The organism is Paenibacillus gansuensis (genome assembly GCF_042684925.1).
Classification (GTDB): domain Bacteria; phylum Bacillota; class Bacilli; order Paenibacillales; family DY6; genus Paenibacillus_N; species Paenibacillus_N gansuensis.
This window is the reverse complement of the sequence record NZ_JBHUME010000009.1, coordinates 122,218-135,653: the sequence shown is the minus strand read 5'-3', so window position 1 is coordinate 135,653 and position 13,436 is coordinate 122,218. Positions and strand designations below refer to the sequence as shown.

Here is a 13,436-nt window from a genome sequence, read left to right as displayed (position 1 = left end):
AAAGTGCAGCATTTTGACCTTAGTAACTTTGGTTTGTGCGGGGCGGGTCAGCGTGAAGAACCGCATCTGCTTCATCTTCGCGGATTGAGCGGACACTAGGTAAGGCATCCGCCGGAAAATCTGATTCAAGAACGCCGTAAGGCGTTTTTTTTTCTGACCATTTTCGTTAAGTAGACACAAAAAAACGACGTCCGCGACGTCGTATGGCTGTTTTAGACATATTTTAAATAAAGGGGTGGTTCCTTAACTTCTATAATATTAGTATAACTCAGCCGAAAACATAAGTCTATATTTTTTTTCACATATTAGGTATCCTTTTCTAGCGGCGAAAGCCAGCCTTTAGCAGGCGGAGGAGGTACATACGGAAATGATCACGTTAGACGGGATAGGAAAGTCGTTTCAAGTGGCGCGTCGGTCAGCGGGATTCAAGGAGGCGGTGAAGGCACTGTTTGTGAGAGAGCATACGGTGGTGGAGGCGCTGCATAACATCTCTTTTTCCATCGGGGAAGGGGAGATTGTCGGGTATATCGGTCCGAACGGGGCAGGGAAGTCGACTACAATCAAAATCATGAGCGGCATTCTGGTCCCGGACAGGGGAACCTGCAGGATTATGGGGCATACGCCTTGGGAGAACAGGACGGATTATGTCCGTCATATCGGCGTTGTGTTCGGGCAACGCTCACAGCTGTGGTGGGATGTCCCGGTGATCGATTCGTTCGAGCTGCTAAGGGACATTTATCACATTCCAGGCGCGATGTATCGGGAGAATTTGAAGATGCTTACAGAGGCGCTGGACTTGGAGCTGATTTTGAAAACGCCGGTGCGGCAGCTGAGCCTGGGGCAGCGGATGAGATGTGAAATAGCGGCGTCTCTTCTGCACAGCCCGAAGATTCTGTTTCTGGATGAGCCGACGATCGGGCTGGATGCGGTCAGTAAGATTGCGGTGCGTCATTTTATCAAAAAGATTAATAAGGACCGGGGCGTAACAGTCATCCTCACGACCCATGATATGAGCGATATCGAGGCGTTGGCGGACCGGATTCTGATGATTGGAAAAGGAACGCTGCTATACGACGGGAGGCTGTCCGAGCTGCGGTCGCGTTTCGGTACGCAGCGTACGATCACGGTGGATTATGCGGAAACGTCGAAGCACGTTGAGGTTAGCGGTGCGGAGCTGCTGTCATGGGGGCCGGAGCGCGCTGTATACAGCATTGATACGGAAAAAGTACAGATTGCCGGCGTCTTGTCACTGCTGGCGGAGCAGGTCGACCTGCTGGATGTGTCCGTCGAAAACAAACCGATCGAAGAAGTTGTCGTGCAACTGTATAAGGAGCATCAGGTATGACGGCTTATTTATCGGTATGGAGGCTGCGTTTCATTCACGGTTTGCAGTACAGGGCTGCGGCATTGGCGGGGATTGCGACTCAATTGTTTTTCGGGCTTATTTTTATCATGATTCTGATGGCCTTTTATTCGCACAGCCGGGTGGAGCCGCCGATCGCTCTGGAGGACCTTGTAGCTTATATCTGGCTGCAGCAAATGTTTCTCGGATTCATCGCCTTGTGGTTCCGGGATCCGGAGCTGTTCAAGCTGATCACCTCGGGCAATATTGCCTATGAGCTGTGCAGGCCGTGCAGGTTGTACCCGTTCTGGTATATGAAGCTCCTTGCGCAAAGGGTGTCCAGCGTGGTGCTTCGGTGTTTCCCGCTGCTGCTGGTCATTTTTCTGCTGCCGGAGCCTTACCGGATGAAGCTACCGCCGTCCCCAGTCAGTTTCGGATTGTTTGTGGCGGCGCTGATACTTGGATTGCTGATGGTTGTGGCGATTTCCATGCTCATTTACATCTCGGTGTTCTGGACGATGTCACCGACCGGGTCTACGCTGCTGTTGGCGGTGGCGGGAGAGTTTCTGTCGGGGATGATCATTCCGGTGCCGTTAATGCCTCTGTGGCTGCAAAAGGTGACAAGTTGGCTCCCCTTCCGCTGGTCGGCGGACTTCCCGTTCCGGGTGTATTCCGGGCAGATTCCTCCAGTGGACGCGATGTGGGGAATCGCAATTCAGGTATTGTGGATCGCGGTACTGATTGGCTTCGGCAGCTGGTGTATGCGCAGGGCGCTTCGGCAAGTTGTTATACAGGGAGGTTGATGGCTTGAGCTCGGCGAAACTTTTTGTGCGGTATTTGAGCATTCATTTCCGTTCCCAGATGCAGTACCGGACTTCGTTCTGGCTGCTGACGTTCGGGCAGTTTTTTATTCCGTTCTTTGTGTTGGCCGGATTGTATCTGCTGTTTGAGCGGTTCGGGCAGCTGCAAGGATGGACGTTTTACGAGGTGGCGCTGGGGTTCGGGGTCATTCATTTGGCTTTCTCCATCAGCGAGTGCTTCGGCAGGGGATTCGACATGTTTGCGGACCTGGTTACGGGGGGCGACTTCGACCGGCTTCTGGTGCGACCGCGCAGCACGGTACTCCAGGTGCTCGGCTCCAAGTTCGAGTTCACCCGGTTCGGGCGGCTGATGCAGAGCCTGTTTGTGCTCGGGATAGCGCTGTACCATTTGCCGCTGGAGTGGACGGCTGCCAAGGCAGCTGTGCTGGTATTAACAGTGGTGAGCGGGGTAGCGGTGTTTGCCGGGATTATGATGCTTGCGGCGACCATGTGCTTTTGGACCGTGCAGGGACTGGAGGTGGCCAACATCTTTACCGACGGCGGGCGGGAAATGGCCCAGTATCCGCTGAACATCTATCATAAAGCGGTGTTCCGCTTCTTTACTTATGTAATCCCGTTCAGCTGCGTAAGCTATTGGCCGATGCTTTATCTTCTCGGGCGCACGGATGGCCCTAATTTGCCGTACATTTTGTCGCCGCTTGGCGGGTTTCTGTTCCTGATTCCGTGTTTGATCGTTTGGAGGTTCGGGTAAGGCATTACCGGTCGACGGGGAGTTAGGCGGGAGGGCAGAACGGCGGTAGGCGACCACAGGGGCTGGTGCTAACGGACCTGAGCGCCCTTAATTCGGGAAATCGGACGCAACACGCTGGCTAACGGACCTACGGGACCTTATTTGAGGGATTTGCCCCGCCAGAGGGGACTTTCGGGTCAAATAAGGGCTCATGAGGCCGTTAGAATTTTAAAGTGCCGAATTTCGGCCAAATAACGGCACTCAGGTCCATTAGAGTTGGAACGCTGTATGGTCTTTCGCTATAAAACGCTTCGTGGTTCTAAAAAGGTTAACCCCACGGAGATCCATGGGGTTCTGAGACTTGATTCATAATATAATAGAATGTAATGACATATAAAGTTGATTCAATGCCCCGATATTGCAGTCAGCGCTCGTTTTTAGCAAACTTTAACGTCGTCACGCTGCGCCGGCCGTCGGTGCCGACAGGCACATCGCCGGCAACGGTCACACGGCGCACGATGCGGTGGCGTCGCCGTAGTCGTTTACAGCGACATGCTGGGTCGCGCGGTTATCCCAGATGGCTACGTCGCCGGCCTGCCATCTCCAGCGGACCGTATTGTCCAGCCGGGTGATGCGGTCTTGGAACAAGGCGGCCAAGCGGGCGGAGTCGGAACTGGAGTAGCCGACGAACTTTTTGAAAAAGCCGCCCAGAACCAACGACCGCTCACCCGTTTCCGGATGCACGCGGACGAGCGGATGCTCGGTCTGATACACCGTCGAGGTGAACACCTTCCGGTAATGCTCCACGTCGCCCTGATCTACTTGCAGCCGGTTCGGCGCGTAATCGTACTCGTTGCTGTGGATGCCCCACAGCTTGTCGGCTAGTTCGCGCAGCTCTTCCGGCAGGTTCTCATAAGCGGTCACCGTGTTCGCCCATACCGTATCTCCGCCGGCTTCCGGAGCTTCGACAGAGCGGAGGATGGAGGCTTTCGGATAGGCGTCAACGAACGTAATGTCCGTATGCCAGTGGTCGGCGCGGCCTCCATGTTGAGAGTCCAGCTCCAATACATAAGAAGTGCCTTGTTTCGTCGGTACGGTGGGATGCGCATACGGCTGGCCAAATAAGGAAATCAACGCCTCCTGCGATGCATCGTCCAAGTGCTGCTGGCCCCGGAAAAAGAGGACTTTATGGCTCAGAAGCGCTTGGCGGATGGCTTCCGCCGTAGGTTCATCCAAATCTGCGGAGAGACGTACATTGTTGACCACTGCTCCGATGTGCGGTGTTACTTTGACAATGTCCAGTGCCGTATTCACCGATGCGCTTTGTTTACTCATACTCATTTCCTCCTTCGCCCGATGGCGAACATAGTGTAGAGATATCACATACTTATCCGATGAAAATAATGGGTATTAAGGCAATAAAAAAGAGACCCAACGATAATTCGTTGAATCTCTGGCTGCCCAGTCAATTCATTACGGATAAATAGGTTACTCTTGGGAAAGAGTTTACTTCCATAATGAGGGAATGTCAACCGCATTTTTTGCAGACGGAAGAGTAGATGATTGTATCCCTCTTTAATCGAAATGTGGACCTGCCGGATTCCGTGCGGCGATTCTATAATAAAGAGGCAACCAAGAGTTGCGGTGACACACTAACCATCATCATTATTATGGGAGGGTATACAAAGAATGAAAAAGAGTTTATCCCTGATTCTTATCCTCATCGTTGCGGTCTCTGTAGTTTTGACGGGCTGCGGCGGCAGTAACGGCAACAACAAGGCCAATGAAGAGGCTAAACCGGCAAACAATGCGGCTAACACAACAGAGAAAACAGAAGAGCCTGCCGCAGAAGAGCCGGCGGCCGTGGAGCCGTTTACCGTATCTCTTCGCCACATCCAAATCGGCGACGCTCAGAAGAACCGCAAAGCGATTCTTGATGAAGTCGTAAAGAAGACCGAAGAGGAAATCCCCGGCTTGAAATTTGAACTGGACGGCGTAGAGGATTCCGTGAACCGCTTTACTAAGCTTCCTGCCGAGATGGCTGCCGGCAACCCTCCCAAAATTTTCGACTTGTTCGGCGGTGCGGGAGATGCGCTCAAATATGCAAAAGCGGGACGCCTGCTGGATCTGACCCCGATCGTGGAAGAACTGGGCATCAAAGACAAATTCCTGAACCTCAACCAATTCGTCTACGACGGTAAACTATACGGGCTGCCGATCGGCGGTTCGTCCGAAGGATTCTTTTACAACCAGACGCTGTTTGAAAAATACGGCCTGAAAGTGCCGACAACATTTGCCGAGCTGGAAACAGCAGCAGAAACGTTCAAAAAGAACGGCATCACTCCTTTCGCAATGGGATCCAAAGCGGCATGGGTTCCTAACATGTTAGTGAACACACTGTTGGGCCGCTATGCGGGTCCGGACCTGATGGACGGCTTGCCGCAAGGCACTAGAAAATGGAACGAACCGGAAGTGGTAGCAGCCTACGCGAAATATGCGGATTGGGAGAAAAAAGGCTACTTCACCAAAGGCGAGCTTGGCAAAGAGTACGCGGATCAATTGAACGAATTCGTGCAAGGCAAAGCGGCGATGCTGTTTGACGGCTCCTGGAGAGCTTCTGTATTCAAGGATCCGGCTCAAGCTTTTGATATCACTAACAAAGTAGGCTACTTCGCGATGCCAGCCGTAGAAGGCGGTAAAGGCGACCAAACGTTCATCAACGGTAACTACTCTAACGGGTACGGTTTCTCCGCAGACCTGAACGAGAACGAGAAAAAAGCGGTAACAGCCTTTATCAAAAACCTGTACAACGAAGAGATGCAGCTGCGCGGCCTGCTGGATGATGCGGTACTGCCTGCGATGCAGCTGTCCGAAGACAAACTGGGCCAAGTGTCCGATCCGCTTGTAAAGCAAGTTATGGACACTTATAAAGCGGCAAAAGGCGCATTCTCTCACTTTGACTCCACGGTACAGTCCGATGTGTACAAAGAAACCGAGTCCGAGCTTCAAAAGCTGATCGCAGGTAAAACAACGCCGGAGAAATTGGCGGAAGCCCTGCAAAAAGCTCAGGATACAGCCAACGCCAAAAAGTAATACTTGCATGAACAGATAGGCAAGCGCCGCCCGCACGTGCGTGGTCGGCGCTTTCTTTGTCTCGAAGGGAGCAAACCGATGAAACATACGCTAAGAAATCCCGGGATCTACCTGCTTTTTATCGTACCTACGCTGCTGCTGTATTTCCTGTTTTTTATTTATCCGATGCTGACCTCGGTTTATTACGGGTTCACGGACTGGAACGGGCTGGATGAGAAAAATTTCGTCGGTTTCGACAATTTTGTCACGGCGTTTACCGATGAAGTGTTCCGGAAGTCGATTTTGAATAACATCATTTTTATCGTGTTCTCGGTGTTCATCCAGGTGCCTCTCATTATCTTGTTCTCCATTCTGATCAGTAATGTAAAAAGGCTCCAGGGATTGTACAAAACAACCGTGTTCATGCCATCGATCCTGTCCACTTCGGTCATTGGCATTCTGTGGGGCTTCCTGTACGAGCCGGAGGACGGCATTATCAACGGGTTCCTCGGCTTGTTCGGCGCTCCTGACATTTACTGGCTGGCGGAAGAGGGCTGGGCGATGCTGGCGATATTGATCACCAATGCGTGGCAGTGGATGGGATTCTTCATCGTCCTGATTTTGGCGGCGATTCTGTCCATTCCGAAGGATATGAACGAAGCGGCGGAAATTGACGGAGCCACAGGCATGCAGAGGGCATGGTACCTGACGCTGCCGCTGATCCGGCCGATTATCTCGGTTGTCGTCATGCTGTCCATTGCGGGCGCGATGAAAGTAGTCGATATTGTGCTCGTCATGACGGACGGCGGCCCGGTCAACAACACGGAAGTGATGGCCTCTTTTATGGTGCATGAGTCGCTCGCTTCCGGCAAATACGGGTATGGGACGGCGATTTCGATCATCATTTTTGCTTTTGCGCTGATTTTAACGGCCTTGTACCAGCTCACGTTCGGAAGAAACCAGGAAAGGATTGAATACTGATGCCGGTTACTGTGAAGAGAACGTTGCCCCATGTGATTTTGCTTGCCTATGTAGCGGTGATTCTGGTGCCGTTCGTGTTCATCCTGATTTCTTCGTTCAAAGAGAGCAACTTGGAGATCGTAGCTAATCCGTTCGCGCTGACCGGCAAGCTGTCGTTCTCCAATTATGCGGAAGCGTGGACAAAAGCCAAAATTAACGTGTACTTTTTCAACAGCTTATATCTATCGGTTTCAGCAGCGGTCGTTGGTGTCATCCTGTCTGCCGGGACGGCCTTTGCGTTGACCCGCATGAAGTTTGTCCGCACGAGCAAATGGATTTATCAGTTCGTCCTGATCGGCATGCTGATCCCCGGAAACGTGCTGTTCATCGCTCAGTATATGCTGGTCCGCGACATGCACATTTTGAACACACACTGGTCCTTATTTCTGCCCTACACAGCCGGTGCGCTGCCGTTCAGCGTCCTGCTGATCGCGGCATTCATGAGATCGATCCCGAACGAGCTGGAAGAAGCTTCGATTATGGACGGATTGAGTGCGGTTGGCCTTTTTGCTAAGATTATCTTACCTTTAACCGTACCGGCGTTAGTGACTGTCTTTATCATTAATTTTCTGGGGAATTGGAACGAGTATTTGCTGGCGAACTTTTTCATTAGCAAAGATAGTCTGAAAACGCTTCCCACCGGCATGGTCGGCTTTCGGGACTCGTATCAGACGAACTACAAGCTCATCTGCACGGGTATCGTGTTCAGCGTGACGCCTGTCCTGGTGGTCTATGCGTTCCTGCAGGAGAAAATTATCGAGGGGATTACGGCGGGCAGCGTTAAGGGATAATCACGAGGGGCAGTGAATGAACATGAGGCTTCGCACGAAATTATTTGCTGCTTTTGTCACGTTAATTGTCGTCCCGCTGTTTTTGCTGGGCATTACGGCTTACTACTTTCTTTCGGATCTGACCGAGCAAAAATATTCACGCCAAGCCGAACTCACCCTCCGGGCTCTAAGCCAAAGCGTACAGTTCGTATTCTCCGAAATGAACAAGGTGACCGACAGCACGATCGCCAGCACAGCCGTTCAGGAAGTGTTGAACGATCATGCTTCGGAGACGGACCTGACTGAAACGAATTACCTGCAGCTGAACGAAACGCAGAAAAATTTCCGCGAACTGCTGGTCAATCATCCCTCGGTGAGTTATGCGCTGATGTACTCGCTGGAAGGGGACCGGATTTATAAAATTTACTCTAAAGAGAACTTCCGCGCTCTCCCGTTTGGGGAGTTTAAAAAGCAGCTTTTATACCAGACGGTGTTAAGCCGCAATGGATTGCCGAAATGGGTCGGGCCCTACGAGTCTCCGTCATTAACAGGTACAGAACCGGTTTTTACGCAGCTGCGGGTGGTTAAGGACATTGACAGTTTAGATAATAAAGGGATTTTGCTCGTACAAATCAAAAACTCCGGGCTGAAAAGCCTGTTTCGCTATTTTAGTTTCAATCAGGAAATCTATGAGACCCGGTTCTTTATTGTGAACGATGACGGGCTGATTTTGTTCGACAGCTCGGACCTGATCCACGGCAAACACATGAAGGATTATCTCGGCGGGGAACTGCCAACGGGGCAGCCTTACCGGAGCGAGAGGCTTTCTTTTGCGGGAGAAGACAGCGTGGTGTCGACGATTTCCCTGCAGGAAGAGAGCTGGCATTTGGTGTCGGTGGCGTCCTGGAGCTCATTATCCCGTGAAATTACGCAATACTCCCAATGGGTTATCGTGATCATTAGTTTGTCGTTGTTGTCTGCGCTGGTTTTCATTCTGTTTTTCGTAAACCGTATTGCAAAGCATATCATCCGGATCGTCCGGTTTATGGGGCGGGTGGAGAGCGGAGAAATGAATATTCGGGTGCCGGAGCGCGGGACGGATGAGCTGCGCCTGCTGTCCAAAGGATTCAACAGCCTGATTGGGCGGGTGCAGGAGCTGCTGGGACAAGTCAAAAGGGAACAGGAACGCAAGAACAAAGCCGAGATGAGAGTGCTTCAGGCGCAGATCAAACCGCATTTTCTGTTTAACACACTGGAATCCATCAACGCACTGGCCATGCAAAATGACGGGCGCAAGGTCAGCCAGATGGTGCTGCGGTTAGCGAGTATTTTGCGGATCAGCATTTTGGGCAAAGAGGAAATTTCGCTCCGCCAGGAAGTGGAGCATCTCAAGAGTTATTTGGAGATTCAGAAGTACCGTTTCGCGGATGTGTTCGAATATGAACTGGATATTCCCGACGAGCTGTTGAGCGTTTCTATTCAAAAGCTGACCCTTCAGCCGCTGGTGGAAAACTGCATCCAGCACGGGTTCGAAGGCTTAGAGCGAAAAGGTATCATCACGGTGAGGGCGAAGGCGTCCGGCCAACGACTTTTGTTAACGGTAGAAGATAACGGGATAGGCATCCCTAATGACATATTGGCGAAGTTTCAGTATATGGCCGAGGGGCAGGAGGATTTCGAGGAAGAGCAAGGGCTGCATGCAGAGCGCCGTAAGGAAGAGCAGGGATTGAATGCAGATCGCCGTAAGGAAGAACAAGGACTGAATGCAGAGCGCCGAGGACTGGGCTTGCGGAGCGTGGCGGATCGCATCCGTATTCAGTATGGGCCGGATTATGGGTTGTGGATTTGCTCGTTGGCCGGGGAGGGCACGACGATTCGGTGTGTGCTGCCTTTGTCGGGGGAGCAGGATAGGCGCTTGTGAGCAGAGGGGGAGAGGGCTATGGGTAAGAGTGCAAATTCTGATAGAGATCGGACAAAAGAAGTGTTGTCCGGGATGACGCTGGAGCAGAAAGTCGGCCAGCTGTTTATGTGCGGGTTTCACGGCCAGGCGGTCACCGAGGAAATCCGTACGATGATCCGGAAGTATCATGTCGGCGGGGTCATTTATTTCCGCCGGAATGTGGGAGAGCTGGAGCAGATCGCGAGGCTGTCGGCTGATTTGCAGGCGGTGAATCGGGCGGTGGATCAGGTGAAACATCAGCAGGATCAATCGCAGGATCATCCGCAGGTGTATCGGGAGGGAATACCCTTGGTCATTGCCGTGGACCAGGAGGGCGGCATGGTTTCACGAATCGACCGGGACGTTACCTTGATTCCGGGTGCGATGGCGCTGGGCGCGGCGAGAGACGCGGAGGCGGTCTATGAGACGGCGCGCATCAGCGGACGGGAACTGCGGCAGCTGGGCATTACGATGAATTTCGCGCCGAGTGTCGACGTGAATAATAATGCCTTGAACCCCGTGATCGGGATCCGGTCGTACGGGGAGGAGCCGGAGCTGGCCGGCGAGTTCGGAGCCGAGGCGGTCCGGGGGTTCCAGGAGGCGGGCGTGGCGGCGACGGTGAAGCATTTTCCGGGCCACGGCGATACGGACGTGGACTCGCATTTGGGCCTGCCGAGCGTGCCGCACGGGATGGAGAGGCTCGAGCGGGTAGAGCTCGTGCCGTTCGTGAGGGCGATCGAGGCGGGCGTGGACGCGGTCATGACCGCGCATGTTTTGTTCCCGGCGGTGGAACGGGAACCGCTGCCCGCCACGCTGTCGCCCAGCGTCCTGACCGGACTGCTCCGGGAGAAGCTGGGCTTTGACGGCGTGATCGTCACCGACTGCCTGGAGATGCATGCCATCTCCCGGGGCGTCGGGGTTGCCCAGGGGGCCGTGCTCGCGATCGAAGCGGGTGCGGACCTGGTGTTGGTCAGCCACACCTTCGCGGAGCAAGCCGCGGCGGTGGAGGCTGTGACGGCGGCCGTGCGGAGCGGCCGCCTGGCGGAAGCGCGCATCGACGCCTCCGTGCGTCGGGTGCTTGCGCTGAAGGCGAAGCGCCGGATGGCGGAGCCCGGCGCGGAGGCGGGTTCCGCCGGCTTCCGGGCCCAGTTCGGGCAGCCGGCGGATTGGGAAGCGGTGCGCCGCGTCAGCGAGCGCAGCATCACGCTTGTGAAGGACGAGGGTCAGCTCCCGCTTTCGGCGGAGGAGCGGACGCTCGTGGTGTGGGCCGAACCCCGTGAGTCCACGGAGGTCGTGGAAATCCTCGAGCAGGACATCACGCTGGGCACCGCGTTATCCGCTTATATCGCCGATGTGCACGAAACCGCCATCGGCCTGGACCCCACGGAAGCGGAGATCGCTTCCGTGCTGGAGGCGGCGGGCACCCGCCGGCAGGTTGTCGTCGCGACACATAACCCTGTGTCGCGTCTCGCGCCCGGCCAGGTGCGCCTGGTCAAGGCGCTGGGCGCCATCGACGGCTTGAAGCTCGTCGTCGCCTCCACCAGAAACCCGTACGATTTGTCCGAGTTCCCTGAAGTGAAAACCTACTTATGCGCCTACGAGAACCGTCCCATGGCGATGCAGTCGCTCGCCAAGGTCCTCGCCGGGCGCATCCCGGCCCAAGGGCGCCTGCCCGTCTCGCTCTCGGATGCCTATCCGTTCGGCTGGCCGGGCAGCGACTAATATTGCTAAAAAAAAGAGCCGCTTCCTGCGGCTCTTTGTACGTTCCCTGTCTTGTAACGCCCAAAAGTACCGTTACAGCCCATACTCCCAAGCTGCAACGCCCATAAGTACCGCTACAGCCCATACTCCCAAGCTGCAACGCCCAAAAGTACCGCTACAGCCCATACTCCCAAGCTGCAGCGCCCAAAAGTACCGTTACAGCCCACACTCGCACACTGCAGCGCCCAAAAGTACCGCTATAGCCACACTCCGCTGCGCAACGGCCAAAATTACTCTTGAGCACCCGTTCCCCACACCCATCCGCACCAAAGTAACCAAGTACAACCAACTACCCATCCCAATCCCATTTCCACAACTTGGTCCCATCCCCAACAAACCACACTTACACTTTCTTTAAGTTAGCGGTACGATGGGAAATGCCTTGTTCACGTTCATGTTTATCAAATTTAATTATGGTTTTGTTTCACAGGAGGCCGTCATCATGCGAAAAAGCATTCCATTTTGCTTGTCCCTAACTTTATTTATATTGCTGCTCACATATATGGCTTCACCAGCCCCGGCCGTCGCCGCAGGCTACTCCTTTCAAACCGGGGTGGTTACTGCGTCTGCAGCCGAAGTCTACGCTGAAGCTTACCAAGATTCCGCCGTCATCTCACGCATGGCTCAAGGAGCTGAGTACCCCGTACTCGGCTTCTCTGCAGGCGACACATTACGCAGTATTCATACTGTGAAGCCCAAAGAAACGTTATACGTCATTGCGCAAAGCTACCAGGTGACTGTCAGCAGCCTGAAACAGTGGAATCACCTAGCGGGCGACAACATAACCGTTGGACAAAAGCTAAGCATCCCGGACACTTACGTTCAGCTGCAGCTGCTCGGAGGCCGTAAAGGCTGGGTCCGCCATTCGAAGCTGCGGTTCAAAAAGCAGTCCGCCCTGATCTTCGGCTGGAACTTTGGTACTAACGCCGCGACTCTCATCCGTCAGAGCAGCCGGCCGAATCTGAACGTGGTATCCCCTAGATGGTTTGTCATCAACTCCGGCCCGTCCGTAGTTACCATTAACGAAAACGCCGGCTACGTGCAAGCCATGCACAACAGGGGGAAGCGGGTATGGCCTTTGCTCGGGAACCGGTTCGATGCAACCCTGACCTATACCGTACTTTCCGATGCCGCCAAGCGCCATAAGCTCGTAATCAAGCTCAGAGACTCTCTGATCCGAACCGGTGCGGACGGCGTGAATGTCGATTTTGAGAATATCGATCTGCGCAACCGTCAGGACTTTGTCAACTTCATCAAGGAACTGAAAGCAGCTTTAGCGCCAAAAGGCAAAATCGTCTCCGTCGACGTCACCCGCACCAACCCCGATCCGAATTGGTCCGGAAGCTTCGACCGGGCGGCGCTGGGGAGAGCGGCGGACTATCTCATCATGATGGGCTACGAAGAGCACTGGGGCGGCAGCAGCCATCCCGGTCCCGTTGCCTCTCTGCCATGGGTACGCGGCGGAATCACGGAGCTGATGAAAGACGTTCCTTCCCATAAAATCATCCTGGGCATCCCGTTCTATACCCGTCAGTGGGTTACAGACCAAGCAACAGGCAAGGTGACTTCCACGGACTTGACGATGCAGGGGGCAGTGAACCGGATCAAATCCAACCATGCCCAAATCCAATGGGACCCTGCAGCTTCACAACGCTATGCCGCCTACACGGTAAACGGAAAGCTTCATCAGCTGTGGCTGGAGGACGAGCTTTCCACGCGGCTAAGATACGACCTGGTCAAACAATACCGCCTTAAAGGCGTGGCTGCGTGGTACGTCGGTGCAGAAACCCCGGACATCTGGAGACTCTTCTGACCTGATCCGAAAAATAAGGGTTGACGGGCGGATTCCCGATCACGTATAGTTATAAAAACAAAGTAATCTTATATGAATTGTAAGTTATATTGAGCCGACCGTTCCTTCGGAGGCGTCTTCTGCACTTGGTGCAGCGGGCGCCTTTTTTGCTGAATAAGAGCCGTCGTC

9 protein-coding genes and 1 pseudogene are annotated in these 13,436 nt (G+C 53.9%); 9 read left to right on the top strand and 1 reads right to left on the bottom strand.

The genetic code is table 11. The features are described 5' to 3' along the window. Window positions 1-367 precede the first annotated feature (367 nt). From ACFSUF_RS15865 to ACFSUF_RS15855, 3 genes are read left to right on the top strand one after another with little or no spacing between them, the layout of a single operon-like run. Window positions 368-1,345 (top strand): ABC transporter ATP-binding protein, encoded by a 978-nt coding sequence (locus ACFSUF_RS15865; protein WP_377604161.1) that lies wholly within the window; start codon window positions 368-370, stop codon window positions 1,343-1,345. Then, window positions 1,342-2,145, top strand: a complete 804-nt coding sequence (locus tag ACFSUF_RS15860; RefSeq protein ID WP_377604159.1) for an ABC transporter permease — start codon at window positions 1,342-1,344, stop codon at window positions 2,143-2,145. The genes ACFSUF_RS15865 and ACFSUF_RS15860 overlap by 4 nt, the downstream gene beginning before the upstream one ends. A 4-nt stretch (window positions 2,146-2,149) precedes the next feature. Next, window positions 2,150-2,914, top strand: coding sequence for an ABC transporter permease (locus ACFSUF_RS15855; RefSeq protein ID WP_377604157.1), 765 nt, complete (start codon window positions 2,150-2,152; stop codon window positions 2,912-2,914). A 403-nt stretch (window positions 2,915-3,317) separates the two neighbouring features. Here the strand turns inward: ACFSUF_RS15855 and ACFSUF_RS15850 are convergent. Continuing rightward, window positions 3,318-4,228 (bottom strand): annotated as a pseudogene (locus ACFSUF_RS15850) (TauD/TfdA dioxygenase family protein). A gap of 354 nt (window positions 4,229-4,582) precedes the next feature. On the opposite strand from ACFSUF_RS15850, the gene ACFSUF_RS15845 reads away from it, so the two are divergent. The 6 genes from ACFSUF_RS15845 (at window position 4,583) to ACFSUF_RS15820 (ending at window position 13,268) form a co-directional block, all read left to right on the top strand. Beyond that, window positions 4,583-5,986 (top strand): ABC transporter substrate-binding protein, encoded by a 1,404-nt coding sequence (locus tag ACFSUF_RS15845; RefSeq protein ID WP_377604155.1) that lies wholly within the window; start codon window positions 4,583-4,585, stop codon window positions 5,984-5,986. Between the two features lie 78 nt (window positions 5,987-6,064). Then, window positions 6,065-6,946, top strand: coding sequence for a carbohydrate ABC transporter permease (locus ACFSUF_RS15840; RefSeq protein ID WP_377604154.1), 882 nt, complete (start codon window positions 6,065-6,067; stop codon window positions 6,944-6,946). Beyond that, window positions 6,946-7,776 carry a carbohydrate ABC transporter permease gene (locus ACFSUF_RS15835; protein ID WP_377604152.1) on the top strand — a complete coding sequence of 277 codons (831 nt, stop codon included), beginning with the start codon at window positions 6,946-6,948 and terminating at the stop codon, window positions 7,774-7,776. Before ACFSUF_RS15840 ends, ACFSUF_RS15835 begins: the two co-directional genes overlap by 1 nt. 16 nt (window positions 7,777-7,792) lie before the next feature. Then, on the top strand, window positions 7,793-9,676 hold the full coding sequence (locus ACFSUF_RS15830; protein ID WP_377604149.1) for a cache domain-containing sensor histidine kinase: 1,884 nt from the start codon (window positions 7,793-7,795) through the stop codon (window positions 9,674-9,676). Between the two features lie 72 nt (window positions 9,677-9,748). After that, on the top strand, window positions 9,749-11,416 hold the full coding sequence (locus tag ACFSUF_RS15825) for a glycoside hydrolase family 3 protein (RefSeq protein WP_377604147.1): 1,668 nt from the start codon (window positions 9,749-9,751) through the stop codon (window positions 11,414-11,416). A 481-nt stretch (window positions 11,417-11,897) separates the two neighbouring features. Further along, window positions 11,898-13,268, top strand: coding sequence for a glycosyl hydrolase family 18 protein (locus tag ACFSUF_RS15820; protein ID WP_377604145.1), 1,371 nt, complete (start codon window positions 11,898-11,900; stop codon window positions 13,266-13,268). Window positions 13,269-13,436 lie beyond the last annotated feature (168 nt).